This is a genomic window from Streptomyces sp. NPDC056169 (assembly GCF_042268445.1).
Classification (GTDB): domain Bacteria; phylum Actinomycetota; class Actinomycetes; order Streptomycetales; family Streptomycetaceae; genus Streptomyces.
This window is the reverse complement of record NZ_JBHJUO010000011.1, coordinates 134,750-158,483: the sequence shown is the minus strand read 5'-3', so window position 1 is coordinate 158,483 and position 23,734 is coordinate 134,750. Positions and strand designations below refer to the sequence as shown.

The 23,734-nt window shown below is 73.4% G+C and carries 22 protein-coding genes and 1 other RNA gene; 14 read left to right on the top strand and 9 right to left on the bottom strand.

The features are described from left to right. The first annotated feature begins 5 nt into the window (after positions 1-5). The 3 genes from ACFC0G_RS19545 (at position 6) to ACFC0G_RS19535 (ending at position 4,212) form a co-directional block, all read left to right on the top strand. The gene (locus tag ACFC0G_RS19545; RefSeq protein ID WP_376404795.1) at positions 6-1,205 is read left to right on the top strand and encodes a lipid-transfer protein; all 1,200 of its coding nucleotides are present in this window, start codon (positions 6-8) and stop codon (positions 1,203-1,205) included. Between the two features lie 192 nt (positions 1,206-1,397). After that, the gene (locus tag ACFC0G_RS19540; RefSeq protein WP_376404793.1) at positions 1,398-2,888 is read left to right on the top strand and encodes an MFS transporter; all 1,491 of its coding nucleotides are present in this window, start codon (positions 1,398-1,400) and stop codon (positions 2,886-2,888) included. 25 nt (positions 2,889-2,913) lie between these two features. Further along, positions 2,914-4,212, top strand: a complete 1,299-nt coding sequence (locus tag ACFC0G_RS19535) for a phospholipase D-like domain-containing protein (RefSeq protein WP_376404791.1) — start codon at positions 2,914-2,916, stop codon at positions 4,210-4,212. Between the two features lie 22 nt (positions 4,213-4,234). On the opposite strand, the gene ACFC0G_RS19530 is transcribed toward ACFC0G_RS19535, so the two are convergent. The 4 genes from ACFC0G_RS19530 to ACFC0G_RS19515 all read right to left on the bottom strand — a co-directional run bounded on the left by ACFC0G_RS19530 (position 4,235) and on the right by ACFC0G_RS19515 (position 7,833). Continuing rightward, positions 4,235-4,867: a response regulator gene (locus ACFC0G_RS19530; RefSeq protein ID WP_376405218.1), complete on the bottom strand. Its 633-nt coding sequence runs from the start codon at positions 4,865-4,867 to the stop codon at positions 4,235-4,237. 137 nt (positions 4,868-5,004) lie between these two features. Then, the gene (locus ACFC0G_RS19525) at positions 5,005-6,162 is read right to left on the bottom strand and encodes a sensor histidine kinase (RefSeq protein ID WP_376404789.1); all 1,158 of its coding nucleotides are present in this window, start codon (positions 6,160-6,162) and stop codon (positions 5,005-5,007) included. A gap of 13 nt (positions 6,163-6,175) precedes the next feature. Beyond that, positions 6,176-6,895, bottom strand: coding sequence for an ABC transporter permease (locus ACFC0G_RS19520; protein WP_376404787.1), 720 nt, complete (start codon positions 6,893-6,895; stop codon positions 6,176-6,178). Continuing rightward, entirely contained in the window at positions 6,892-7,833 is a 942-nt protein-coding gene (locus ACFC0G_RS19515; RefSeq protein WP_376404785.1) for an ATP-binding cassette domain-containing protein, read from the bottom strand. Before ACFC0G_RS19515 ends, ACFC0G_RS19520 begins: the two co-directional genes overlap by 4 nt. 306 nt (positions 7,834-8,139) lie before the next feature. Here ACFC0G_RS19515 and ACFC0G_RS19510 point away from each other — a divergent pair, with 306 nt between their 5' ends. The 3 genes from ACFC0G_RS19510 (at position 8,140) to ACFC0G_RS19500 (ending at position 11,188) form a co-directional block, all read left to right on the top strand. Continuing rightward, the gene (locus ACFC0G_RS19510; RefSeq protein WP_376404783.1) at positions 8,140-9,012 is read left to right on the top strand and encodes a MaoC/PaaZ C-terminal domain-containing protein; all 873 of its coding nucleotides are present in this window, start codon (positions 8,140-8,142) and stop codon (positions 9,010-9,012) included. Between the two features lie 41 nt (positions 9,013-9,053). Continuing rightward, positions 9,054-10,130 carry a Zn-dependent alcohol dehydrogenase gene (locus ACFC0G_RS19505; RefSeq protein ID WP_376404781.1) on the top strand — a complete coding sequence of 359 codons (1,077 nt, stop codon included), beginning with the start codon at positions 9,054-9,056 and terminating at the stop codon, positions 10,128-10,130. A 113-nt stretch (positions 10,131-10,243) separates the two neighbouring features. After that, positions 10,244-11,188: a 3-oxoacyl-ACP reductase gene (locus ACFC0G_RS19500; RefSeq protein ID WP_024758182.1), complete on the top strand. Its 945-nt coding sequence runs from the start codon at positions 10,244-10,246 to the stop codon at positions 11,186-11,188. A 281-nt stretch (positions 11,189-11,469) separates the two neighbouring features. Here ACFC0G_RS19500 and ACFC0G_RS19495 read toward each other — a convergent pair whose 3' ends face one another. Further along, positions 11,470-12,609, bottom strand: coding sequence for a hypothetical protein (locus tag ACFC0G_RS19495; RefSeq protein ID WP_376404778.1), 1,140 nt, complete (start codon positions 12,607-12,609; stop codon positions 11,470-11,472). Between the two features lie 263 nt (positions 12,610-12,872). Between ACFC0G_RS19495 and ACFC0G_RS19490 the strand changes: the two genes are divergently transcribed. From ACFC0G_RS19490 to ACFC0G_RS19470, 5 genes are all read left to right on the top strand, one after another. After that, positions 12,873-13,910 carry an ABC transporter substrate-binding protein gene (locus tag ACFC0G_RS19490; protein WP_376404776.1) on the top strand — a complete coding sequence of 346 codons (1,038 nt, stop codon included), beginning with the start codon at positions 12,873-12,875 and terminating at the stop codon, positions 13,908-13,910. Between the two features lie 65 nt (positions 13,911-13,975). After that, positions 13,976-14,794 (top strand): Nif3-like dinuclear metal center hexameric protein, encoded by an 819-nt coding sequence (locus ACFC0G_RS19485; protein WP_376404774.1) that lies wholly within the window; start codon positions 13,976-13,978, stop codon positions 14,792-14,794. Continuing rightward, a complete protein-coding gene (locus tag ACFC0G_RS19480; RefSeq protein WP_376405217.1) occupies positions 14,791-15,531 on the top strand; it encodes a zinc ribbon domain-containing protein in 741 nt (246 codons plus the stop codon). Before ACFC0G_RS19485 ends, ACFC0G_RS19480 begins: the two co-directional genes overlap by 4 nt. Continuing rightward, entirely contained in the window at positions 15,531-17,102 is a 1,572-nt protein-coding gene (locus ACFC0G_RS19475; RefSeq protein ID WP_376404772.1) for a histidine phosphatase family protein, read from the top strand. Before ACFC0G_RS19480 ends, ACFC0G_RS19475 begins: the two co-directional genes overlap by 1 nt. 82 nt (positions 17,103-17,184) lie before the next feature. Beyond that, positions 17,185-17,994, top strand: a complete 810-nt coding sequence (locus tag ACFC0G_RS19470; protein WP_376404770.1) for a GNAT family N-acetyltransferase — start codon at positions 17,185-17,187, stop codon at positions 17,992-17,994. Here the strand turns inward: ACFC0G_RS19470 and eda are convergent. Beyond that, entirely contained in the window at positions 17,984-18,649 is a 666-nt protein-coding gene (gene eda / locus ACFC0G_RS19465; protein ID WP_376404768.1) for a bifunctional 4-hydroxy-2-oxoglutarate aldolase/2-dehydro-3-deoxy-phosphogluconate aldolase, read from the bottom strand. The genes ACFC0G_RS19470 and eda overlap by 11 nt on opposite strands. Positions 18,650-18,712: 63 nt before the next feature. Beyond that, a complete protein-coding gene (gene yaaA, locus ACFC0G_RS19460; protein ID WP_376404766.1) occupies positions 18,713-19,480 on the bottom strand; it encodes a peroxide stress protein YaaA in 768 nt (255 codons plus the stop codon). Positions 19,481-19,573: 93 nt separating this feature from the next. On the opposite strand from yaaA, the gene ACFC0G_RS19455 reads away from it, so the two are divergent. After that, complete coding sequence (locus ACFC0G_RS19455) at positions 19,574-21,016, top strand: RNB domain-containing ribonuclease (RefSeq protein WP_376404764.1); 1,443 nt, start codon at positions 19,574-19,576, stop codon at positions 21,014-21,016. Here ACFC0G_RS19455 and ACFC0G_RS19450 read toward each other — a convergent pair. Together ACFC0G_RS19450 and ACFC0G_RS19445 are read right to left on the bottom strand one after the other, a co-directional pair. After that, the gene (locus ACFC0G_RS19450; protein WP_376404762.1) at positions 20,961-21,815 is read right to left on the bottom strand and encodes a hypothetical protein; all 855 of its coding nucleotides are present in this window, start codon (positions 21,813-21,815) and stop codon (positions 20,961-20,963) included. The two genes, ACFC0G_RS19455 and ACFC0G_RS19450, sit on opposite strands and share 56 nt — an antisense overlap. After that, a complete protein-coding gene (locus ACFC0G_RS19445) occupies positions 21,812-22,561 on the bottom strand; it encodes a MerR family transcriptional regulator (RefSeq protein WP_376404760.1) in 750 nt (249 codons plus the stop codon). Before ACFC0G_RS19445 ends, ACFC0G_RS19450 begins: the two co-directional genes overlap by 4 nt. Before the next feature lie 134 nt (positions 22,562-22,695). On the opposite strand from ACFC0G_RS19445, the gene ACFC0G_RS19440 reads away from it, so the two are divergent. Then, entirely contained in the window at positions 22,696-23,274 is a 579-nt protein-coding gene (locus tag ACFC0G_RS19440; RefSeq protein ID WP_376404758.1) for a Uma2 family endonuclease, read from the top strand. A 30-nt stretch (positions 23,275-23,304) separates the two neighbouring features. Further along, positions 23,305-23,703: RNase P RNA component class A (rnpB, locus tag ACFC0G_RS19435), an RNA gene on the top strand. The last annotated feature ends 31 nt before the right edge of the window (positions 23,704-23,734 follow it).

Sequence of the window (23,734 nt, the reverse complement as noted above, 5' to 3'; positions counted from 1 at the left end):
AGCTCATGGGCAAGGCATACGTCGTCGGCGTCGGGATGACGAAGTTCGAGAAGCCGGAGAGCCGGGACTGGCAGTACTGGGACATGGCCAAGGAGGCGGGCACGGCCGCCCTCGCCGACGCCGGAATCCCGTACGCGAGCGTGGAACAGGCCGCCGTCGGCTACTGCTTCCAGGCCTCCACCGCCGGACAGCGGGCCGTGTACGAACTGGGCCTCTCCGGCATCCCCGTCTACAACCTCAACAACAACTGCGCGACCGGCTCCACCGCCCTCATGACCGCCCGCCAGTTCGTCGAGGGCGGCGTCGCCGACTGCGTCCTCGCCCTCGGCTTCGAGAAGATGGCACGCGGCTCGCTGGGCGGGGGAGGCTCGGCGGGCGCCGAGGACTTCAAGACCTCGCCCGTCGCCCGGCACTACGGCATCATGGCCGCCGGCCACGGCTTCGAGATGTCCCCGCCCACCGCGCAGATCTTCGGCAACGCGGCCCGGGAACACATGGAGCGGTACGGGACGACCGAGGTGCAGCTCGCGGCCGTCGGCGCCAAGAACCACCAGCACTCCGCGAACAACCCGAACGCGCAGTTCCAGGACGTCTACACCGTCGACGAGATCCTCGCCGCCAGGACCGTCCACCGGCCGCTCACCAAGCTCCAGTGCTCGCCCACCTCCGACGGCGCGGCGGCGGCCGTCGTCGTCTCCGAGCGGTTCGTCGAGGAACACGGGCTGCGCGGGCGGGCGGTGGAGATCACCGCCCAGGCGATGACCACCGACACCGAGGAGTCGTTCGCCTCCGGGTCCTGCATCGACGCCGTCGGCCGCCCCATGTCCCGGGCCGCCGCCCGCCAGGTGTACGAGCGCTCCGGGCTCGGCATCGAGGACGTCGACGTCATCGAGCTCCACGACTGCTTCTCGATCAACGAACTCCTCACGTACGAGGCGCTCGGCATGTGCGAGGAGGGCGCCTCCGGCAAGCTCGTCGAGTCCGGCGCCACCACGTACGGCGGGCGCTGGGTCGTGAACCCCTCCGGCGGGCTCATCTCCAAGGGCCACCCCCTGGGCGCGACCGGCCTCGCGCAGGCGGCCGAGCTGGTGTGGCAGCTCCGCGGCGAGGCGGGCCCGCGGCAGGTCGTCGGGGCGCGGGTCGGGCTCGCGCACAACATCGGCCTGGGCGGGGCGGCGGTCGTGACCCTGCTGCGGAAGGCGTAGGGCTTCGGGGGCACGGGCCGAGGGGGCGCAGGGTTCGGGGCACGGGGCGAGGGGGCGTAAGGCCTCGGCGGCACGGGCCGCAGGGCGCAGGGGTCGGCGGCACGGACCGCAGGGCGTAGGGCTTCGGGGGCGCCGGGCCGCGGGAGGCGTAGGACCGAATCCCCATGTACGGGGCGGAGTCGGTCTGCGACCATGACATTCATGCCGCAGACCGACTCCGCCACGAGCGCTTCCCTCGCCCCCTCGATACGCACCCCCCGCCCGTGGCTGGTCGTCCTGACCGCCTGTGCCGGCCAGTTCCTCGTCGTCCTCGACGTCTCCGTCGTGAACGTCGCACTGCCGTCGATGCGGACCGACCTCGGACTCTCCGCCTTCGGGCTGCAATGGGTGCTCAGCGCGTACTCGATCGCCTTCGCCGGCTTCATGCTCCTCGGCGGACGCGCCGCCGACCTCTACGGGCGGAAGGCGATGTTCCTGCTCGGGCTCGGGCTCTTCACCGCCGCGTCCGTCGTCGGCGGCCTCGCACCCGAGGGCCAGTACCTGATCGGCGCCCGCGCCGTGCAGGGCCTCGGCGCCGCCCTCCTCTCGCCCGCCACCCTGACCCTCGTCACCGGCGCCGTCGCGGCCGGACCCGCCCGCACCCGGGCCATCGGCACCTGGACGGCGGTCGGCGCGGCCGGCGGCGCGGCGGGCGGCTTCGTCGGCGGCGTCCTCGTCGACCTGCTGTCCTGGCGCTGGGTCCTCCTCATCAACGTCCCCATCGGCATCCTCGTCCTCGCCGCCGCGCTCCTCTGGCTCCGCGAGGGCCCCACCGGCACCGGCCGCCGCCTCGACCTGCCGGGCGCCGTCCTCGTCACCGGCGGCCTCGCCACCCTCGCGTACGGCATCGTCCAGACCGAGGAGGCCGGATGGGGCGCCCCGTCGACCCTCCTGACGCTCCTCGGCGGCCTCGCCCTCCTCGCCGTCTTCATCGCCGTCGAGGCGCGCACGGCGGCCCCCCTGATGCCGCTGAAGATCTTCCGCAACCGGGCCGTGTCGGCGGCCAACGCGGCGATCCTGCTGTGCGGTTCGAGCTCCTTCGGCATGTGGTTCTTCATGACGGTGTACGCGCAGAACGTCCTCGGCTACACCCCGCTCCAGGCCGGCCTCGCCCTCGTCCCCAGCTCCCTCAGCGTCATCCTGGGCTCCAAGCTCGCCCCGCGCCTCATGCCGGCCCTCGGGGCCCGGAACGTCGCCGTGGCCGGCGCCCTCATCGGGGCGGCGGGCTTCGCCTGGCAGTCGACGCTGACCGCCGACGGCACCTTCCTCGGGACGATCCTGGGCCCCGGCGTCGTGATGATGGTGGGCCTCGGCCTGGCCACCACCCCGCTGGCCACGCTCGCCACCTCGCACGCGGAACCGGGCGACGCGGGTCTCGTCTCCGGGCTCGTCAACACCTCCCGCACGATGGGCGGCGCCCTCGGGCTCTCCGTCCTCTCGACGGTTGCCGCGGCGGCGGCCGCCACGCCCGCGAGCGGCTACGTCCCCCTCGAAGGCGACGCCCCGCTCCTGGCCCTCACCGTCTCCCAGGACTACCTGGTCCCCGGCTACGCCATGGCCTTCCGCGTCTCGGCCTGCGTCCTCGTGGTGGCGTCGGTCCTGATGCTCCTGTGGCTCCCGAAGCCGGTCCGGCGCATCGGGTGACCGGGCCCGGGGCGACAATGCCCCGGTGATATCGATCAAGAGCAAGTTCAGAACGGCCGTGACCGCGCTCGCCGTCGGCGCCGCCCTGACCGTCGCGCCGTCGACGTCGGCGTCGGCGGAGCCGGTCCTGACCGTGACGACCGGCGCCCTGTTCAACGACCCGAACAGCACCGAAGCCGCCGCCCGGGGACGGATCCTCTTCCACCTGGCGGACCTCGTCGACGGCGCGGAGGCGGGGTCGTCCATCCGGATCTCCCTCTACCTCTTCCAGTCGGTGTACCTGGCCAACAAGCTGGGCGACGCCCAGAAGAGGGGCGTCACCGTCCAGGTCGTCGTCGACGACGACAGCAGGTCGACGGGGCTCGACACCCTGAAGACCCGGCTGGCGGACCCGGCGGGCAGCTCCGACTCCTGGGTCCGCGGCTGCAAGCAGGAGGAGGCCTGCCTGGCCCTGGACCCGGGCACCACGGAGCAGGACCCGAAGGGCACGTACGACAACGTCAACCACAACAAGTTCTTCCTGTTCTCCCGCACCAAGGGCAAGGGCGACACCTACGCCGACGACGTGGTCGTGCAGGCCTCCGGGAACCTCACCGCGCAGGACACCGACGACTGGTGGAACGACGCGCTGACGGTCGCCGGCAACACGGCCCTGTTCGACGCGTACACCCAGTACTTCGCCGACCAGGCCGCCGCCGCCGTCGGACAGACGCCGCAGGTCGCCGACTACGCGCACGACACCCAGGCGGGCAAGGCCAAGGTCTACTTCTTCCCGCGGGCGACCATCGACCCCGTCGTCAACATCCTCGCCACGGTGGCCCCGGTCGGCACCGCGGACTCCTGCGGCGGCAACTCCCCGGGCTTCGGCACGACCGACGGCCGTACGAAGATCCGCATCGCGCAGGGCCACATCACCCGCACCGACGTCGCCAAGAAGCTCTGGGAACTCGCCAACGCGGGCTGCCAGATCGAGATCGTCTACCGCTCCCTGGACAACTGGAGCGACGTGACCGGCAAGCCCATGTCGGAGGTGGCCAACTGGCTCACCAGGCCGGTGACCGGCAAGGGCCGCATCACCCTCCACCAGCTCGACAACGACAAGCGCGGCGGCTCCGACTCCCACACCAAGTACCTGCTGATCGAGGGCACGTACTACGGCGGCGCGAACAAGAAGATCGTCTTCACGGGCAGCCACACCTACACGCAGACGGCCCTCAGGTACAACGACGAGACGCTGCTCAAGTACGAGGACGCGACGGTCTTCGACGCGTACGTACGGAACTTCGAGTCCCAGCGGACGGCGGCACTGACCGAGGGCCTCTAGGGCCTGCCGGGGGCCGCGGCTCTTACAGCCACCCCTGCTGACGCGCCGCCCGCACCGCCTCCATGCGGTTGCGGGTGGACGTCTTGCCGATGGCGGAGGACAGGTAGTTCCGGACGGTCGACTCCGACAGACGGAGCTTGAGCGCGATGTCCGCGATCGTCGCGCCGTCCACGGAGGCGGCCAGGGCCTCCCGCTCGCGCCCCGTCAGCGGGTTCGGACCCGCGCCGAGAGCGGCGGCCGCCAGCGCCGGGTCGACGACCGTCTCCCCGCGCAGGGCCTTCCGGATCGCCTCGGCCAGCTCCTCCACGGGCCCGTCCTTCACCAGGAACCCCACCGCACCGGCCTCCATCGCCCGGCGCAGATACCCCGGCCGGCCGAAGGTCGTGAGGATCAGCACCCGGCAGTCCGGAACCTCGTCCCGAAGGTCGGCGGCGGCGTCGAGACCGCTGCGCCCCGGCAGCTCGATGTCGAGAAGCGCCACATCGGGCCGCGCCAGCAGCGCGGCGTCCACGATCTCGTCCCCCCGCCCGACCTGCGCCACGACCTCGATGTCGTGCTCCATCCCGAGCAACAGGGCCAGCGCCCCGCGCATCATGCCCTGGTCCTCGGCGAGGAGAACCCTGATACCCCTTACCGGGCGGTGGTCCTGCGGCATCTCGGTCACGGGAGACAGAGTAGGACGGACTGCTCGTCGGGGCCCGCCCGGCGGCCCGTGACGTGGTGGTCGAACCACCAGGGCCTGTCCGGCGGATCGCGGCCGGCGGGGCCGGTCCGGGCGCGGTGGGGAGGTGCTCAGCATTCGGGCCGGGGCGGAGTGCCGTCCGGATCCGGGGTCTCCGTGGGGAGTTCCGCGGTGACCCGGAAGCCGCCCCGGGGCGTCGGTCCCGAGTCCAGGGTGCCGCCGGCCGTCGCGACGCGCTCGCGCAGGCCCCGGAGGCCGGTTCCCGGGGGGCCTTCGGTGGGGCCCCGGCCGTCGTCCGTGACCGTGAGGCGGACCCGGTCGGCCGTGCCGTCGAGGGCGATCTCGCAGCGGGTCGCGCCGCTGTGCCGTACCGCGTTCGTCACGGACTCCCGGACGACCCAGCCGAGGAGGGCCTCCGCCTGCGGCTCCAGGAGCGGGCCCGAGCGGCGGACGACCGGCTCGATGCCGGCGGAGGAGAGCGCGTCGCGCGCCCGGTCCAGCTCCGTGGAGAGGCTGCCCTCGCGGTAGCCCGTGACCGCCTCCCTGATCTCGGTGAGCGCCTGGCGGCCCACCGACTCGATGTCCGCGAGCTGGGTCAGGGCGCCGTCGAGGTCGTGCGGCGCCAGGCGGCGTACCGCCTCCGACTTCACCACGACCACCGAGAGCGTGTGGCCGAGGAGGTCGTGCAGGTCGCGGGAGAAGCGGAGCCGCTCCTTCTCCACCGCCGACCTCGCCAGTTCCTCGCGGGTCGCCCGCAGCTGCCGGACCGTATCGTCCAGGGCGAGGATCGCCGCCGTCACCATGATGGAGATGAACGTTCCGTACACCACGCTGATCGAGTCCCACTCGTCCCGCCACAACGTCACCACCCCGGCCCCCAGGACCACGGGGACGGTGATCAGGGTCAGCTTCCTGCCCCGGCGCACCACCGCCCCCACCGCCAGGCCCAGGAGCGGGAACAGGAGCAGCCACTCCCGGCCGTAGCCGATGGCCAGGGCGAAGGTGAGGAGACCGAGGCAGCCCAGGAGCGTCCAGGTCAGGCGGGACTCGCGGAGCTCCGGTACGAACGCGCGGAAGACGATCGCGATGTAGAGGGTGTTGAAGGTGATCAGGCCGAGGCCGCCGATCCAGGGGTTCGCGGCCTCGCCCCCGAGGAGGTGGGAGAGCGCGCCCATCCCCATCAGGAGCCAGGGGAGGAGGCTCAGCCCCTTCGGGCCCCGGTCCGCGTGGGCCCGTGCCGTCCTTCGCCACCGTCGCCAGGTTCGCATCCCCGCCCGCCTTTCACGCCGTCCGTGCGGAACGACGGTACGAGACCGCCGCGTACACGCCGAAGAGTGCCGTCCACACGGCCACGACGGCCAGGGCCGCCGCCCCCGGCGCCGTGCCCTCCGTCACCGCCACGCCCAGCTCCGCGAAGCGGTTCGTCGGGGTGTACTCGGAGACCGTGCGGAGCCAGGACGGGAAGAGGACCGTCGGGAACCAGAGGCCGCCGACCACCGCGAGGCCGAGGTTGCAGGCCACGTTGACGACTCCCGTCGTCTGGGCGGAGAGGCGGTAGCCGTTGCCGATGCCGAGGAGGGTGAAGGGGAGGGAGCCCAGCCAGAGGACGAGGGCGAGCGCCGGCCACTGCCAGGCCTCCAGCCGTACGCCGTTGGCCAGGCCGCCCGCGAGGAGGACGCCCGCGATCGCCGGGAGGACGACCACCGAGCCGGTCAGGGCGCGGCCCGTCACCACCTGGCGCGGGGTCATGGGCGTGACGCGCAGCTGCCGCAGCCAGCCCGTGGACTTGTCCTCGGCGACCCCGGTGCCCAGGGAGAGCGCGGCGCCGAGCGCCCCGTACGCCGCCATGCCGACCATCGCGGCCGTCTTGAACGAGCCGTCGTCCGCACCCAGGTTGGTGAAGAGGAGGTACATCATCACCGGGACGCCGATCGTGGAGATCGCGAAACCGGTGTCGCGCAGGGTGCGGCGGACTTCCAGGCCTACGTATGCGGTGATCATCGGGACGGCTCCAGGTCTGCGGGTGCGGCTTCATGGGTGTGCGCGTGGGCGGCGGCTCTGTGCGTGAGGGCCAGGAACGCGTCGTTCAGCGAGACCGGGGCGACCTCCAGGGCCCGGATCGCGTCCCGCGCGGCCAGGGCGCGGACCGTGGCGTCGGGGTCGTCGGTACGCAGCCGGGCGCGGTCGCCGCGGATCTCGACGGAGGCCACCCCGGGCAGCGCCCCGAGCCACTCCGTCGGGCCGCCCGCCAGGTCGAAGGCGACGAGGCTGCCGCCGGCCGCCCGCTTGAGCTCCTCGCCCGTGCCGTCGGCGAGGAGCCGGCCGGAGTCGAGGACGACGATCCGGTCGGCGTGCGCGTCGGCCTCCTCCAGGTAGTGGGTGGAGAACAGGACGGTGTTGCCCCGGCGCGCGTAGCCGCGCATGGCGTCCCAGAACTCCTGGCGGGCCTCGACGTCGAGGGCGTTCGTCGGCTCGTCCAGGACGATCAGCTCCGGGTTCCCGGCGAGGGCGACGGCGAAGCGGACCCGCTGGACCTGGCCGCCGGAGAGCCGCTCGACCCGGCGGTCCGCCAGGTCGGTGAGGCCGGCGAGCGCCAGGGCCTCCGGCACCGGCATCGGCGAGGGGTACGTCCGGGCGACGAAGGCGACGAGCTCGCGGACCGTGACCCGGGGGATCGGCCGGCCCTCCTGGAGCATCGCGCCCACCCGGCCCGCCGCGACGGCGCGGGCCGGGGTCCCGCCGAGGAGCCGGACCCGGCCGCTGTCGGGTGTGTCGAGGCCGAGGAGCAGGCCGATGGCCGTGGACTTGCCGGCGCCGTTCCGGCCGAGCAGGGCCACGGTCTCGCCGGGCGGGACGGCGAGGTCGAGGCGGTCGACGGCGCGGACCGGTCCGTACGCCTTGGAGGCGGCCTCGAAGGCGACCGCGGGTTCGTTCGTCATGGGGACGACGCTACGGAGCGGGGGCCCCGGCCCGGCAGGCGTGAATGTACGGACCTGGCCGTGACAAATGTCCCGGGAGGCCCCGGGAGGCCACCCGAGGGATTTCTGACGCGCCGTCAGGTGAGGGGTGCGGGGAGGGTTCCCAACTCCTTTCGCCTCGGCTATACATGAGATCCACCGACCTAGAACGCGTTCTAGAACGGCCGCGTTCCGGGACGGTCCCGCACGGCCTCGGTGCGACCGACGGTGCGGACGGTCGCACCGAGGTCTTTCCCCGCCACCTCGCCCACGAGGAGCAGCAGCCCGATGCCGATCGACCCCGCCAAGGCCGTCGCCGCCGAACCCCGCAGCGCCGAGATCTCCTGGGACCACAAGGACGTCCAGCTCTACCACCTGGGACTCGGCGCCGGCTCGTTCCAAGGCAAGCACAGCCCCGCCACGGACCCCGACGAGCTCCGCTACACCCTGGAGTCCAGACTCCACGTCCTCCCCAGCTTCGCCACCGTCGCGGGCGCCGGCATGGGCGTCGTCGGCGGGCTCTCCGCCCCCGGCATCGACATCGACCTCGCCGCCGTCCTGCACGGCGGCCAGTCGGTCACGCTCCACCGGCCCGTCCCCGTCAGCGGCCGGGCCGTCTCCACCTCCCGCGTCGCCGCCGTCTACGACAAGGGCAAGGCCGCCGTCCTCGTCCTGCGCTCCGAGGCCTCCGACGTCGACGGCCCCCTCTGGACCAACGACGCCCAGATCTTCGTCCGCGGCGAGGGCGGCTGGGGCGGCGACCGCGGCCCCTCCGAGCGCCTCGCGCTCCCGGACCGGGCCCCCGACGCCACCGTCGAGCGGCCGATCCGCGAGGAACAGGCCCTGCTCTACCGGCTCTCCGGCGACTGGAACCCGCTCCACGCCGACCCCGAGTTCGCCAAGCTCGCCGGCTTCGACCGGCCGATCCTGCACGGACTCTGCTCGTACGGCATGACCCTCAAGGCCGTCGTCGACACCCTGCTCGACGGAGACGTCACCCGGGTCCGCGCGTACCGCACGCGCTTCGCCGGGATCGTCTTCCCCGGCGAGACCCTGCGCGTCCGGATGTGGTCGGGCGAGGGCAGCGTGCAGGTGACGGTCACCGCCGTGGAGCGCGACGACGCCCCCGTACTCGCCGACACCGTCGTCGAACACTCCTGAGACCTCCCACCCCGTCCCGTACTCCTGAAGGGAGCCGCACCATGCGCGCAGCCGTACTGCACGAGATCGGCCAGGACAAACTCGAAGTCCTCGACGACGTCGAGGCGGTGGGCTTTGGGCCCGGCAAGGTGCGGATCCGCGTCCGGGCCACCGGTCTCTGCCACTCCGACGTCTCCGCGATGAGCGGCGTGCTCCCGCAGCCCGCCCCCTTCATCCCCGGCCACGAGGGCGCGGGCGAGATCCTCGACGTCGGCGACGCCGTCACCCACCTGACCCCGGGCCAGCGCGTCCTGCTCTGCTGGCTGCCCGCCTGCGGCACCTGTCCCGCCTGCAAGCGCGGCCAGACGCAGCTCTGCCTCGCCGGCTTCATGAACGCCGGCACGCCCAACTTCAAGCGCCCCGGCGGGGACGTCTTCGGCTTCGCCGGCACCGGCACCTTCACCGAGGAGGTCGTCGTCGACGCGGGCTGCGCCGTCCCCATCCCCGACGACGTGCCCTTCGACATCGCGGCCCTCATCGGCTGCGGCGTCACCACGGGCCTCGGCGCGGCCATCAACACCGCGAAGGTGGAGGCCGGTTCGTCGGTCGCCGTCATCGGCTGCGGCGGCGTCGGCATCTCCGCGATCCAGGGCGCCAAGCTCCAGGGCGCCGCCCAGATCATCGCCGTCGACCCCGTCGCGTCCCGGCGCGAGGCCGCGCTGCGCTTCGGCGCCACCGAGGCGGTCGCCCCGGACGCGCTCGCCGACGCCAAGCAGCGGATCACCGCGGGGGAGGGCTTCGACTACGTCTTCGAGGTCGTCGGCAGGTCCGCCACCGCCCGTACCGCCTACGAGACGACCCGGCGCGGCGGCACCCTCTGCATCGTCGGCGCGGGCGCCCTCGACGACTTCCTCCAGCTCAACATGTTCGAGCTGTTCTTCGACGAGAAGCGGATCCTGCCGTCCATGTACGGCGGCGGGGACGTCCTCACGTCGTACGAGCGGACCATCGCGCTCTGGCGGGCCGGCCGCATCGACCTGGAGTCGCTCATCACCCACCGGGTGCCGCTGGCCGGGATCAACGAGGCACTGGAGCAGATGCGGACGGGCACGGCCCTCCGCACCTGCATAGAGATCTGAACCCGCACAGAGATCCGAACCCGCACGGAGATCTGAACCCGCACAGAGATCCGAACCCGCGTCGGATCCGAACCCGCATCGAGATCTGCGAGATCTGAGAGGACTTCCGCGAGATGTCACTCCCCCTTGAGGGCTTGAGCGCGATCGTCACCGGCGCCGGACGGGGCCTCGGCCGCGCCGAGGCGCTCGAACTGGCCAGGCTCGGCGCGGCCGTCGTCGTCAACGACTACGGGCAGGCCGGCCGCGACGGCTCCGGAGAGGCCTCCGCCGCGCCCGCGGAGGAGGTCGCCGCGGAGATCCGCGCGGCGGGCGGCCGGGCGGTCGCGCACCTCGGCGACGTCTCCGACTTCGAGACGGCGCGGGGCCTGATCGACCTGGCGGTCGCCGAGTTCGGGAAGCTGGACGTCCTGGTCAACAACGCGGGCATCCTGCGCGACCGGATGGTCTTCTCGATGAGCGAGGACGAGTGGGACTCCGTCGTACGGGTCCACCTCAAGGGCCACTTCAACACCACCCACTTCGCCGCGGTGCACTGGCGGGGCCGCTCCAAGGCGGGGGAGACCGGCGTCTACGGCCGGATCGTCAACACCTCCTCCGAGGCCTTCCTCGCCGGCTCGGCCGGCCAGCCCAACTACGCGGCGGCCAAGGGCGGCATCGTGGGCCTGACGACCTCGTCGGCGCTCGCGCTCGCCCGGTACGGCGTGACGGCCAACGCGATCTGCCCGCGGGCCAGGACCCGGATGACGGAGGACGTCTTCGCGGGCTTCGCGGAGCCGACGGCCGAGGGGGACCTCGACCCGCTGTCCCCGGAGCACGTGGCGCCGCTCGTCGGCTACCTCGCCTCCCCGGCGGCGGCCGGCGTCAACGGCCAGCTGCTCGTCGTCCACGGCGGGATGGTGGCGGTCGTGGACCGGCCCAGGGTGTCGGCCAAGTTCGACACGGCCAAGGAGGCCTTCACGTACGAGGAACTGGACTCCGTACTGACCCCGCACTACGCGTCCCGCCCGGCGGGCGAGACGTTCGCCGCGGCGGAGGTGCTCGGCCTGAAGAAGGGCTGAGGCGGGGACCCCATGGGGGTGGGGGAACGGTGAAGGGCCCCGGGGAGACCCGGGGCCCTTCACCGTGTTGAACCGCTCATGGAACCGCGTGCTGGACTACTCGGTCACTGCCCGTCGGGTTCGCGGCGGTGGCGACCGTGCGGGGAGGACGTGGAGTCCTCCGCCGGCGACGCCTCACCACGATGCCTTCCGGAGCCGTTCGGCTCCTGACCCTCCGTGCTTGCATCCGACATGCTGGAACTCACCCCGTAGAAATCGGTCTTGCTGTGCGGCCAGCGAGTCTAGCCAGCGGGCCTACGGTCCGTCAGAGGAGCCTGCTGCAACGGCACCGGGCGGCAGATCCGGGGCTCGTCGACGGCCACCACCACCGGGACCGGCTCCGGCTCGGGCGGCGTCTCCAGGTCCGCGAGCCCGCACGGCGCCTCGGCCGTCGCGTACGGCAGGCGCAGGACGCCCTCGGCCGTCCACAGCCCCGCGCCGGCCAGCCAGCCCGCGGGCGCGGCCGACTGGGCCATCCGGCGGGACGAGGGCTGCCAGCTCCCCACCCAGCTCCCGCCCGCCGCGTCGATCCGGAGCGCCACCGAGCAGCTCTCCGGCATCAGGACCTGCCCGGGCTGCACCGCGAACGGCGTCACCGCCGCGTCGTCGAGCCGCAGGCACTCCGGGAACCGCACGGGCAGCAGGCTGCCGAGCACGCCCCAGCCGAGCCGCTCGCGCCCCGGCGACGGCGCGTCGGAGCGGATGAGGAGCAGCCCGCTGTCCGGGTCGGCGAGGAGCAGCCGGTCGTCGCTCTCCTCGGTGATCTGGAGCAGCGGCGTCACCTCGCCGCCCCGCTCCAGGTCGACGGCGACGGCCTTCACCGGCCCGCCGTCGAGCCGGCGGTCGAGCGCGAGCATCCGGCCCGTGCGGTCGAGCCACACCCCGCCCGTGCAGCGGCCCCTGACCTCCGCGACCTGCTCGGGGCCGAAGGCGCCGCCCGCGACGAGCCACAGCGTCGTCGTGTCGGGGCCGACGCACATCGCGTACGCGCAGATGCCGTCCGGCGAGGGCGGCAGCAGGACCAGCCGCTCCGATCCGGGTGCCTCCACGGCGCCGAGCTGGAGCTCCCCGGTGGCCGGGCCGGTGGGATAGAGCAGCGAGAACGTGTTCCGCCGCCCGTCCACGCGCCGGGCGGCGAGGACCCGGCCGTCCGCGAGGGGCAGCAGCCGGGTGTGCGGCTCCTCCGGCTGGCCGAGGGGGAGCGGGACGGCGTACGGCTCGGGGCCGTCGAGCGTCCACCGCTCCACGTACAGGGCGTCACCGGCGCCCGCGAGCCTGGCCGCGTACGCGCCGTTGGCCGTGATCGTGAAGCCGGCCGACCCGGTGGGGTCCTTGTCGCGGTCGTCGTCCTCGGCCGCGGTCTCGATGGCACACGCTGTCATCGACTCGTCACCTCCGGCCACGAAGCTAGTTTTCGCACTTCCTGCCGAACAACACGAGCCCGGTCACTTCACACATAAGGGTGGTCGTCCGGCGGTTCGGCTGAGGGGGAGGGGGTGGCTGTGCTGGAGTGACCCGTGATGAGTAAGGTAAGGCGAGCCTAAGCGGAGTCTGTGACTCCGGCCGGTCGTACCCGTATCCCCGTACAGAAGCGCGCACGGCACCACGCAGCAGCGCCTCAAGCAGCCCGTACAGGAGCCTTCTCATGTCCTTCCGCCGTCGCGGCACCGCCACCGTCGTCGCCCTCGCCGCCGCGCTCTCCCTCGCGGCCTGCGGAGGAGGGGACGGAGGCTCCGACACCTCCGCGAAGGAGGACGCGACCAAGAAGAAGGACGTCGCCACCGGCGGCAAGGACTTCGGCGACGCCGCCGCCAAGACCGCGGCCATGGGCACCGACGCGAAGCCGGGCCAGTTCCCGCGCACGCTCACCCACGCCCTCGGCACGACCGAACTGAAGGCCGCCCCCAAGCGGGTCGTCGTCCTCGACGTCGGCGAGCTCGACAACGTCGTCTCCCTCGGCATCCAGCCCGTCGGCTATGCCCCCTCCGAGGGCGACGACGGCATCCCCGCCTACCTCGAGAAGGACGCCGGCGCCCCGAAGTCCGTCGGCACCATCAACAACCTCAACCTGGAGGCCATCGCCAACCTCCAGCCCGACCTCATCCTCGGCAGCCAGCTGCGCGCCGCCGACAAGTACGACGAGCTGTCGAAGATCGCGCCGACCGTCTTCTCCATCCGTCCGGGCTTCACCTGGAAGGAGAACTACCTCCTCAACGCCGCCGCGCTCGACAAGACCGCCGAGGCGAAGACGAAGCTCTCCGCGTACGAGACGAAGGCGAAGCAGCTCGGCGAGGACATCGGCGCGAACAAGCCGACGATCTCCATGGTCCGCTACCTCCCGGGCAAGATCCGCCTCTACGCGAAGGCCTCCTTCATCGGCACGATCCTGGAGGACACCGGTCTGCCCCGGCCCAAGAACCAGCAGATCGACGAGCTCGCCGCCGAGATCAGCCCCGAGAAGATCGACGAGGCCGACGCCGACTGGATCTTCACCGGCGTCTACGGCGACGCCAAGGCCACCAAGAAGGACGCCGCCCAGGCCAACCCGCTCTGGAAGAACCTCAAGGCCGTCAAGGCCGGCCAGGCGAAGGACGTCCCGGACGAGACCTGGTACCTCGGCCTCGGCGTGACCGCCGCGAACAGCGTCCTCGACGACCTGCGCGCCGACCTCGTGAAGAAGTAGACGGAAGAGGGAGTACGCAGGTACGCCCGGACTGCGGGGCACGGGGGACAGGTAGCCTTTCCCCTGTGCCCCGTCTGTCTGAAGTCATCGCCGCGCTCGACGCCCTCTGGCCGCCCCGGCGCGCCGAGCAGTGGGACGCCGTCGGCACCGTCTGCGGCGACCCCGACGCCGAGGTCGGCCGCGTCCTCTTCGCCGTCGACCCCGTCCAGGAGATCGCCGACGAGGCGATCGCCCTCGGCGCCGACCTGCTCGTCACCCACCACCCGCTCTATCTGCGCGGGACGACGACGGTCTCGGCCGGCCACTTCAAGGGCCGCGTCGTGCACGGCCTCATCAAGCACGACATCGCCCTCCACGTCGCGCACACCAACGCCGACACCGCCGAACCCGGCGTCTCCGACGCCCTCGCCGGCGCGCTCGACCTCCGGGTCACCGGCCCCCTCGTGCCCGAGAACAACCTCGGCCGGATCTGCGAGCTCGACCACCCCGAGACCCTCGCCGAGTTCGCGGCCCGCGCCGCGAAGCGGCTGCCCGCCACCGCGCAGGGCATCCGGGTCGCCGGCGACCCCGACATGATCGTCCGCCGCGTCGCCGTCAGCGGCGGCTCCGGCGACAGCCTCTTCGACGCCGTACGGGCCGCGGGCGTGGACGCCTTCCTCACCGCCGACCTGCGCCACCACCCGGTCTCCGAGGCCACCCAACAGTCCCCCTTGGGGCTGGTCGACGCCGCCCACTGGGCCACCGAATGGCCCTGGTGCGAGCAGGCCGCCGCCCAGCTCGACGAGATTTCCGACCGTCACGGCTGGGACCTCCGCGTCCACGTCTCGAAGACGGTCACCGACCCCTGGTCCTCCCACCACACCTCTCCTGGAGCCCCCAACTGAACGCCGAGCCCGCCGACCAGATCCGCCTCCTCGACGTCCAGGCCCTGGACGTCCGACTCCAGCAGCTCGCCCACCGGCGCAAGTCGCTGCCCGAGCACGCCGAGATCGAGTCGCTGACCAAGGACCTCACGCAGCTGCGCGACCTGCTCGTCGCCGCGCAGACCGAGGAGAGCGACTGCGGACGCGAGCAGACCAAGTCCGAGCAGGACGTCGACCAGGTCCGCCAGCGCGCCGCGCGCGACCAGCAGCGGCTCGACTCCGGCGCGGCCTCCCCGAGGGACCTGGAGAACCTCCAGCGCGAGATCGTCTCCCTCGCCAAGCGTCAGGGCGACCTCGAGGAGATCGTCCTGGAGGTCATGGAGCGCCGCGAGTCCGCGCAGGAGCGCGTCGCCGAGCTGACCGAGCGGTCCTCCGCCGTCCAGGCCAAGACCGACGACGCCACCGCCCGGCGCGACGCCGCCCAGGGCGAGCTGGACGCCGAGTCCGCCTCCGTCACCAAGGAGCGCCAGCTCGTCGCGGGCTCCGTCCCGGCCGACCTGCTCAAGCTGTACGAGAAGCTGCGCGAGCAGCAGGGCGGCGTCGGCGCGGCGCGGCTGTACCAGCGCAAGTGCGAGGGCTGCCACATCGAGCTCAACATCACCGAGCTCAACGAGGTCCGCGCCGCCGCCCGCGACACCGTCGTCCGGTGCGAGAACTGCCGCCGCATCCTGGTCCGCACCTCGGAGTCCGGTCTGTAATGACGCCTGCTCGTGAGGTGATCGTCGAGGCGGACGGGGGCTCCCGGGGCAACCCGGGGCCCGCCGGTTACGGGGCCGTGGTCCTGGACCCGGTGACGGGCGAGACGCTCGCGGAGGCGGCCGAGTACATCGGCGTGGCGACGAACAACGTCGCCGAGTACAAGGGCCTGGTGGCGGGGCTCACGGCGGCCCGGGAGCTCTTCCCGGACGCCACCGTCCACGTCCGCATGGACTCCAAGCTGGTCGTCGAGCAGATGTCCGGCCGCTGGAAGATCAAGCACCCGGACATGAAGCCGCTGGCGGCCGAGGCCGGCCGGGTCTTCCCGGCGGGCCGGGTCCGCTACGAGTGGATCCCGCGCGAGCTCAACAAGCACGCGGACCGGCTCGCCAACGAGGCGATGGACGCCGGCAAGCAGGGCCGCAAGTGGGAGCCGTCGGCCTCCACGGCCGGCCTGGACGCCTCGGCCGCCCGCAACGCCGCCGCCCCGCCCCCGTCGGGTCCCCCTGGCGACGCGACCGCGGGCGCGGCCCGTGCCCGCGCGGCCCTGGCGACGCGGCCGGGCGGGACGCAGCCGCCCACCGGAGGCGCGACCTCCGGGGCAGGGTCCGCCGTGACCGGGACTTCCGGTTCCTCCGGTTCCTCCGGTTCCTTCGGTTCTTCCGGGACTTCTGGTTCTTTCGGGACTTCCGGTTCTTCCGCCGGACAGCCCGACGACGGCTTGTTCGCCCACGACGAGGCCCTCGCGGCCCAGGCCCGCGCCTCCCTCGCCTCGGCCACGCACGCGCCGGCCGCCGCGCACGCGGAGGCGACCGGCGACTTCGAGGCCGAGGCCGCCGCCGTACTCCACACGGAGCCGGCCGCACCCGCGCAGGGCAGGACGCCGGAGGCCCAGCCGTCGACGGCGGCCCCCGCCGCGCCCCGCCAGGGGTGGGCCGGGCCCGACATGGGCGCCCCGGCGACGTTCGTGCTGCTGCGCCACGGCGAGACCGCGCTCACGCCCGAGAAGCGGTTCTCCGGGAGCGGCGGCACCGACCCCGAGCTGTCGGCGGCCGGGCTGCGCCAGGCCGAGGCCGTCGCCGAGACGCTCGCCGCGCGCGGCACCGTCCAGGAGATCGTCAGCTCGCCCCTCACCCGCTGCCGCCAGACCGCCGCTGCCGTCGCCGCCCGCCTCGGGCTCGACGTGCGGGTCGAGCGGGGGCTGCGCGAGACCGACTTCGGGGCCTGGGAGGGGCTGACCTTCGGCGAGGTCCGCGAGCGGTACGGCGACGACCTCGACGCCTGGCTGGCCTCCCCGAAGGCCGCGCCGACCGGCGGCGGCGAGAGCTTCGCGGCCGTCGCCCGGCGCGTCGCCGCCACCCGGGACCGGCTGACCGCCGACCACGCGGGCCGTACCGTCCTCCTGGTCACCCACGTCACCCCGATCAAGACCCTGGTCCGGCTCGCGCTCGGCGCGCCGCCGGAGTCGCTGTTCCGGATGGAGCTGTCGGCGGCCTCGATCTCGGCGGTGGCCTACTACGCCGACGGCAACGCGTCCGTACGGCTCCTCAACGACACCTCGCACCTGCGCTGAGCCGGAGTGGGGGAGCGGCCGGGAACGGGCGGGTGGTAAACGGCTGGACCCCGTCCCCGGGGGCGTACCACCATCACCGCTCATGACGTGGTACTTCACCGAGGACGCCGCCGCCTTCCGGGCCGCCGCAGCCGACCTGCTGGCCGCCGAGGCGGCCCGTAACACCGCCGTGCTCACCCTCATGGACTCCGCCGGGCGGCTCGGCTGGTGGGCCGAGCCGGACGGCCGGGTCACCGGGGTGCTCGCGGTGTCCCCGCCCCGCGAGCCCTCCTTCGGGACCGTGACGGTGGAGGCGGCCCGCGCCCTCGCCTTCCCCGCGGGCGAGGAGCCGACGACCGTACGGGGGGAGACGGCGGCCGTCGAGGCGTTCGCGGAGGCCAGCGGGCGCCCCTGGACTCCCATCGCCCGGATGCGGCTCTTCCGGCTCGGCGAGCTCGTCCCGCCGGACCCCGCCCCCGCCGGCCGCCCCCGGGTCGCGGACGAGGCCGACATCCCGTTCGTCGCCGCCTGGGCGCGCGAGTTCGCCCGGGACATCGGGGAGGACGTCACGGGCAAGGACTTCACCGGGCACGTCACGGAACGGGTCGCCGGCGGCCGTCTCGTCCTCTGGGAGACGCCCGACGGCCGCCCCGTGTCGATGGCGGCCGTCTCGCGCACGATCGAGGGGCAGGCCCGCGTCCACCTCGTCTACACCCCGCCCGCCGAGCGCGGACGCGGCTACGCGGCCGGTGCCACCGCGGCGGTCAGCCGGGCCGCGCGCGACGGCGGCACCGCGCAGGTCCTCCTCTTCACGGACCTCGCCAACCCCACCAGCAACGCCCTCTACCAGCGGCTCGGCTACCGCCCGGTGACCGACCACCTGGGGGTCGAGTTCACCGGCCTCACCCGCTGAGAGCGGTCCTGAGCCCCGCCGCGCCGCGCGCGAGGGCCTCGACCCGGGCCCAGTCGCGGGCCGCGAGGGCGTCGGGCGGCAGCATCCACGTACCGCCGACGCAGCCGACGTTCGGGAGGGACAGGTAGGCGGGGGCGGAGGCGAGGGAGATGCCGCCCGTCGGGCAGAACCGGGCCTGCGGGAGGGGGCCCGCGAGGGACTTCAGATACGGGACGCCGCCCACCGCCTCGGCCGGGAAGAACTTCATGTCCCGCACCCCGCGCTCCAGCAGCGCCACGACCTCCGAGGTCGTCGAGACACCCGGCAGGAAGGGCACGCCCGACTCCCGCATCGCGTCGAGGAGCCGCTCGGTCCACCCCGGGCTCACCAGGAACCGGGCCCCGGCGCCGACCGCGTCCGCGACCCCGGCCGGGGAGACGACCGTGCCCGCGCCGACGACCGCCTCCGGCACCTCGGCCGCGATCGCCCGGACGGCGTCGAGCGCGGCGGGGGTGCGGAGGGTGACCTCGATCAGCGGCAGCCCGCCGGCGACGAGGGCGCGGGCGAGCGGGACGGCGTCGGCGGCGTCCTCGATCACCACGACGGGGACGACAGGGACGGAGGGGGCTCCCGACGGTTCCGGGGCAAGGTCGAACACGCTCGTCACGCTCGTCATGGGCCTCATCGTGCCCATGGCGAGCGTGACGCGCAACGAGCGTTGCGCAGGGTGCAACAGGAGCTAGTGGATCTCGTCCACCAGCACGTCGAGCGCCCCCGCCTTGCCGCCCTCCTCCACCACGTACTTCAGATCCCGCAGCGCCACGGCCAGCTCCTCCGGCGACCCCGGCTCCGCACCCGCCTCCAGGAGGCTCCGGACGATCCGGCCCTTCGTCGCCTTGTTGAAGTGACTGACCACCTTCCGGGTCGGCGCGTGCAGCACCCGCACCGTCGCCGTCCGCGCCGCCACCTCGCCCTTCGGCTTCCACGCCGACGCGTACGCCGACGAGCGCAGGTCCAGGACGAGCCCGTCCCCGGCCGCCTCCGGCAGCACGGACGCCATCGCGCCCCGCCAGTGCGCGCCCAGCGCGCCGAGCCCCGGCAGCTTGACCCCCATCGAGCAGCGGTACGACGGAATCCGGTCCGTCACCTTCACCGCGCCCCACAGCCCCGAGAACACCAGCAGGGACCGCCCCGCGCGCTTCCGGGCGCCCGCGTCCAGCGTCGCCAGACCCAGCGCGTCGTACAGGACGCCCGTGTAGACCTCCCCGGCCGGGCGCGCGCCCGCCGTCCGCAGCTCGACGTTCTTCGCGACCTCGCCGCGCAGCCCCTCGCTCAGCCCGAGGACCTCCCGCGCCTTCTCCTCGTCGGCGGCGCACAGCTCGACCAGCTCGCCCAGGACCGCCGCCCGCGCCTCCGCGAGCCCCGGCAGGGACAGCGACTCCGGCTTGAGCGGCGCCCCGCGCCCCGAGGAGGCCTTGCCTTCGGAGGGCGGCAACAGCACGAGCACGGTGGTTCTCCTTCGTACGGACGGGGGTGGGGGTGCGGCCCCGGCTCCAGCCTACAAAGTGCCGCGCCCCACCCCTCGCCATAGGCTCGACCCATGCCACGCCGCCACATCCACGTGACCGGCGCAGCCGAGGCTCCGCTGCGGGCCGCCCTGCGCGCACTCCGTACCGAGCTCGCGATCCCCGACGCCTTCCCGCCCGCCGTCCTCGCCGAGGCCGAGGCCGTCGCGAAGGCCCCCCGGCTCCCCGCGTACGACGCCACCGACCTGCCGTTCCTCACGATCGACCCGCCGACCTCCACCGACCTCGACCAGGCCATGCACCTGGCCCGCAGGGCCGACGGCGGCTACCGCGTCCACTACGCCATCGCCGACGTCGCCGCGTTCGTCGCACCCGGCTCCGCGCTCGACGCCGAGGCCCACCGGCGGGTCCTCACCCTCTACTTCCCCGACGGCAAGGTCCCCCTCCACCCCGCCGTCCTCTCCGAGGGCGCCGCCAGCCTCCTCCCCGGCGAGCCCCGCCCCGCCCTGCTCTGGCGGATCGACCTCGACGCCGAGGGGCGCAGGGTCGCCACCGACGTCCGCCGCGCCCTCGTCCGCAGCCGCGCCAAACTCGACTACGCGGGCGTGCAGCGGCAGATCGACTCCGGTACGGCCGAGGAACCCCTCGCCCTCCTCCGCGAGATCGGACGGCTCCGCGAAGCCCTCGAAGAGGAACGCGGCGGGATCTCCCTCAGCGTCCCCGAGCAGGAGATCGTCGAGACCGACCACACGTACTCCCTCGCCTACCGGGCGCCGCTCCCCGCCGACGGCTGGAACGCCCAGATCTCCCTGCTCACCGGCATGGCCGCCGCCGACCTCATGACCGCCGCCGGCACCGGCATCCTCCGCACGCTGCCCACGGCCCCCGACGGCGCGGTCGCCCGGCTGCGCCGCTCCGCGCGGGCCCTCGGCGTCGACTGGCCGCACCACGTCTCGTACGCGGACGTCGTCCGCTCCGCCGATCCCACGAACCCGCGCCACGCCGCCTTCCTCCAGGAGTGCACCACCCTCCTGCGCGGCGCCGGGTACACCGTCTTCACCGACGGCCACATCCCCACCCCGGCCGTGCACGCCGCCGTCGCCGACGAGTACACGCACTGCACCGCGCCGCTGCGCCGGCTCGTCGACCGGTACGCGGGCGAACTGTGCGTGGCGGCGGTGGCGGGGAACGAACCGCCCGAGTGGGTACGGGCCGCCCTGCCCGGGCTCCCCGACGAGATGGCCACCGGCTCGCGCCGCGCCAACACCGTCGAGCGCGAGAGCGTCGACATCGTCGAGGCGGCGCTCCTGAGCGAGCGGATCGGCGAGGTCTTCGACGCGTACGTGATCGACGTGAAGGAACGCGAACCGGCCGTCGGCACCGTCCACCTGGAGGACCCGGCGGTCGTCGCCCGGATCGCGGGCGGCACGTCCCACCTGCCGCTGGGGGAGTGGCTGCGGGTCAGACTCGCGGAGGCGGACCCGGGGTCGGCGAAGGTGCTGTTCGCGCCCGTGTGAGCGCGTCGGCCAGCGCCTTCGGGTCGTCGGCGTGGACCCGGACGATCCGTACGGGCCGGGGCGCGCCGAGCAGCCGCGGCGCGTCGACCGGCTCCGTCAGCTCGATGGTGACGGAGGTCTGCGAGCCGACGGCGAGGTTCAGCTCGCCCTCGGTCTTCTCGTGCGAGAACAGCGACTCGCGCCGGACGGCGGCGATCAGGCCGAGCGGTACGGGTACGTCGACGTGCGCGGCCTGCCGCAGCCGCAGGACGTCGCCGGTCAGGACGTGCGGGCGGGTCGCCGAGGCGGCGTGCAGCCCCAGCACGAAGAGCACGGTGTACACGTCGAGGACGAGGACGACCGCGTGGACGACGGGCCAGTCGGCGAGCAGGTACGACATGCCGACCGTCTCGACGAGGCAGACGAACGCGAAGCCGTACATCAGCGCGGCCTGGTCACGGGCGTGCGGGAAGACCCCGTCCGCGCCGGCGACCCCGTGCGGCCGGCGCGCGACCCACCGCGCCAGGCTCGTCATCAGCCGCAGCTCGTGCCCGACGAGCCGCAGCACGGGCTCGGGCACGAGCTCCGCCACGGCCTCCCGGGCGGACAGCCCGCGCCGCCGCAGCCGGAGGAAGAGAAGCACCTCGCCGGCGACGAGCGCCACGACCACGAGTTCGGCGGCGGCGAGGACGGCCCCCGGGATCCGCACCCCGGCGACCAGACACACGGCGAGGACGAGCTCGGCGGGCAGCGCGGTGTACGCGACGAGCCGCAGGCCCCGGAGGAGCCCCGCCTCGACGCCCCGGAGGCGGCCGGTCATCGGTTCCCCTCCTGTCGCTCCCGCACCAAGGACATCGCCAGGCGGACGGCGGCGGACTGGGCGGGGGCGAGGTCGCCGAGGAAGGCGTCCGCGAGCGCGCCCGCCCCCTCGGCCGGCAGCTCCACGCCCGCCTCGTCCGGCAGACAGTCGGCGAGCACCCGGGCGGCCTCGGCCACCCGCGGGTCGTCGGGCTCCGCCCCGGCGAGGGCGTCGAGCCGCGCGTACACCTCGTGCGCGTACTCCGCGGTCCCGTGCAGCAGGCCCATCAGCCTGGCCCGGTCCTCCTCCGGGACGACGGTGTCGAGCAGGGCGAGGATCTCGCGGTCCTTCGCCGCCATGGGCGAGTCGGACACCGGGCCGAGCCCCGCCAGCAGCTCCCCGAGCTCCGCCGACACGGGCCCCTCGGCGGGCAGCAGCCCGCCCCGCGCCCGGTCGAGCAGCGCGGCGAGCCGCTCCCGCCGCTCCCGGATGACCGCCTCCTGCCGGGCGAGGTCCTCCTCCAGCTCCCGGAGCACCTCCACCAGCCCGCGCCCCTCGTCGTCCGCGAGCACCCCGCGCACCTCGTCGAGCCCCAGCCCCAGCTCGGTCAGCCGCCGGATCCGGGCGAGCAGCACGGCGTCCCGGATCCCGTACTCCCGGTACCCGTTGCCCCGCCGCGGGGGCTCGGGCAGCAGCCCCGACTGGTGGTAGTGCCGCACGGCCCGCGGGGTGACCCCGACGAGCGCGGCGATCTCGCCGATACGCATGGCCCCCAGTAGAAACCCTGACGCTGCGACAAGGTCAAGCGTGCTCCGGTACGGCTCGTCGATCATGTGCCACGATCGAGGGAACGACCCCGATCACAGGGACGGCGGGTGCCTCGATGTCCGACGATCACGACATGACTGCCATGCCGCACGAACCGCTCACGCAGGCGGAGTTCCTGCTGGAGGGCTTCCTGGCGCTGGGGACGCCGGAGGGCTTCCGCGCGGAACTGATCGAGGGGGAGATCGTCGTGACGCCGCCGCCGGACGGGGAGCACGAGGACTACATCGCACTGATCGTGGAGCAGGTGTACGGGCGCTCCCGGCAGCGGATGCAATTCTCCGGGAACAAGGGGCTGACGCTGAAGGACGTGCCCGACAGTCCGCGGGACCATGTCATCCCGGACGGCACCTTCGCGCCGCGAGAGCTGCGCCTGTACCGGGCCGCCGACTCGTGGATGCCCTGCGAGGGAGTCGCCATGGTGCTCGAGGTCACTTCGACGCGTCCGCAGGCGGACCGTGAGACCAAACGTCGCTGCTACGCCCGGGGAGGTATCCCGCTCTACCTTCTGGTGGACCGGGACACCGGATGTCTGACCCTCTTCAGGGAGCCTGAAGGCGGCGACTACCAGGAGTCGCACATGGTGGCCTTCGGCAAGCGGCTGCCGCTCCCCGAGCCCTTCGGCTTCGATCTGGAGACGGCCGACTTCCTCTGAAACGGCGGGTAGCATGGTCGGCACGGCAGACGAGCCGGGCGGACGGCCGCGTGGAGATCCTCGGATCTTCCCGAGGAACGTCCGGGCTCCACAGAGCAGGGTGGTGGCTAACGGCCACCCGGGGTGACCCGCGGGACAGTGCCACAGAAAACAGACCGCCGGGGGCTTCGGCCCTCGGTAAGGGTGAAACGGTGGTGTAAGAGACCACCAGCGCCTGAGGTGACTCAGGCGGCTAGGTAAACCCCACTCGGAGCAAGGTCAAGAGGGGACACTCCGGTGTCCCTGCGCGGATGTTCGAGGGCTGCTCGCCCGAGTCCGCGGGTAGACCGCAGGAGGCCGGCGGCAACGCCGGTCCTAGATGGATGGCCGTCGCCCCGACGACCGCGAGGTCCCGGGGCACAGAACCCGGCGTACAGCCCGACTCGTCTGTCGGCCCACGTGGGGAGGGCCCCTGATCAGG

What these genes read in the sequence shown, in the direction of transcription:
- ACFC0G_RS19545 (WP_376404795.1), top strand. Translation starts at nt 6, where the DNA reads ATGGGCAAGGCATACGTCGTCGGCGTCGGGATGACGAAGTTCGAGAAG.
- ACFC0G_RS19540 (WP_376404793.1), top strand. Translation starts at nt 1,398, where the DNA reads ATGACATTCATGCCGCAGACCGACTCCGCCACGAGCGCTTCCCTCGCC.
- ACFC0G_RS19530 (WP_376405218.1), bottom strand. Translation starts at nt 4,867, where the DNA reads ATGCCGCAGGACCACCGCCCGGTAAGGGGTATCAGGGTTCTCCTCGCC.
- ACFC0G_RS19525 (WP_376404789.1), bottom strand. Translation starts at nt 6,162, where the DNA reads ATGCGAACCTGGCGACGGTGGCGAAGGACGGCACGGGCCCACGCGGAC.
- ACFC0G_RS19520 (WP_376404787.1), bottom strand. Translation starts at nt 6,895, where the DNA reads ATGATCACCGCATACGTAGGCCTGGAAGTCCGCCGCACCCTGCGCGAC.
- ACFC0G_RS19515 (WP_376404785.1), bottom strand. Translation starts at nt 7,833, where the DNA reads ATGACGAACGAACCCGCGGTCGCCTTCGAGGCCGCCTCCAAGGCGTAC.
- ACFC0G_RS19510 (WP_376404783.1), top strand. Translation starts at nt 8,140, where the DNA reads ATGCCGATCGACCCCGCCAAGGCCGTCGCCGCCGAACCCCGCAGCGCC.
- ACFC0G_RS19505 (WP_376404781.1), top strand. Translation starts at nt 9,054, where the DNA reads ATGCGCGCAGCCGTACTGCACGAGATCGGCCAGGACAAACTCGAAGTC.
- ACFC0G_RS19500 (WP_024758182.1), top strand. Translation starts at nt 10,244, where the DNA reads ATGTCACTCCCCCTTGAGGGCTTGAGCGCGATCGTCACCGGCGCCGGA.
- ACFC0G_RS19495 (WP_376404778.1), bottom strand. Translation starts at nt 12,609, where the DNA reads ATGACAGCGTGTGCCATCGAGACCGCGGCCGAGGACGACGACCGCGAC.
- ACFC0G_RS19490 (WP_376404776.1), top strand. Translation starts at nt 12,873, where the DNA reads ATGTCCTTCCGCCGTCGCGGCACCGCCACCGTCGTCGCCCTCGCCGCC.
- ACFC0G_RS19475 (WP_376404772.1), top strand. Translation starts at nt 15,531, where the DNA reads ATGACGCCTGCTCGTGAGGTGATCGTCGAGGCGGACGGGGGCTCCCGG.
- ACFC0G_RS19470 (WP_376404770.1), top strand. Translation starts at nt 17,185, where the DNA reads ATGACGTGGTACTTCACCGAGGACGCCGCCGCCTTCCGGGCCGCCGCA.
- eda (WP_376404768.1), bottom strand. Translation starts at nt 18,649, where the DNA reads ATGACGAGCGTGACGAGCGTGTTCGACCTTGCCCCGGAACCGTCGGGA.
- ACFC0G_RS19455 (WP_376404764.1), top strand. Translation starts at nt 19,574, where the DNA reads ATGCCACGCCGCCACATCCACGTGACCGGCGCAGCCGAGGCTCCGCTG.
- ACFC0G_RS19450 (WP_376404762.1), bottom strand. Translation starts at nt 21,815, where the DNA reads ATGACCGGCCGCCTCCGGGGCGTCGAGGCGGGGCTCCTCCGGGGCCTG.
- ACFC0G_RS19445 (WP_376404760.1), bottom strand. Translation starts at nt 22,561, where the DNA reads ATGCGTATCGGCGAGATCGCCGCGCTCGTCGGGGTCACCCCGCGGGCC.
- ACFC0G_RS19440 (WP_376404758.1), top strand. Translation starts at nt 22,696, where the DNA reads ATGACTGCCATGCCGCACGAACCGCTCACGCAGGCGGAGTTCCTGCTG.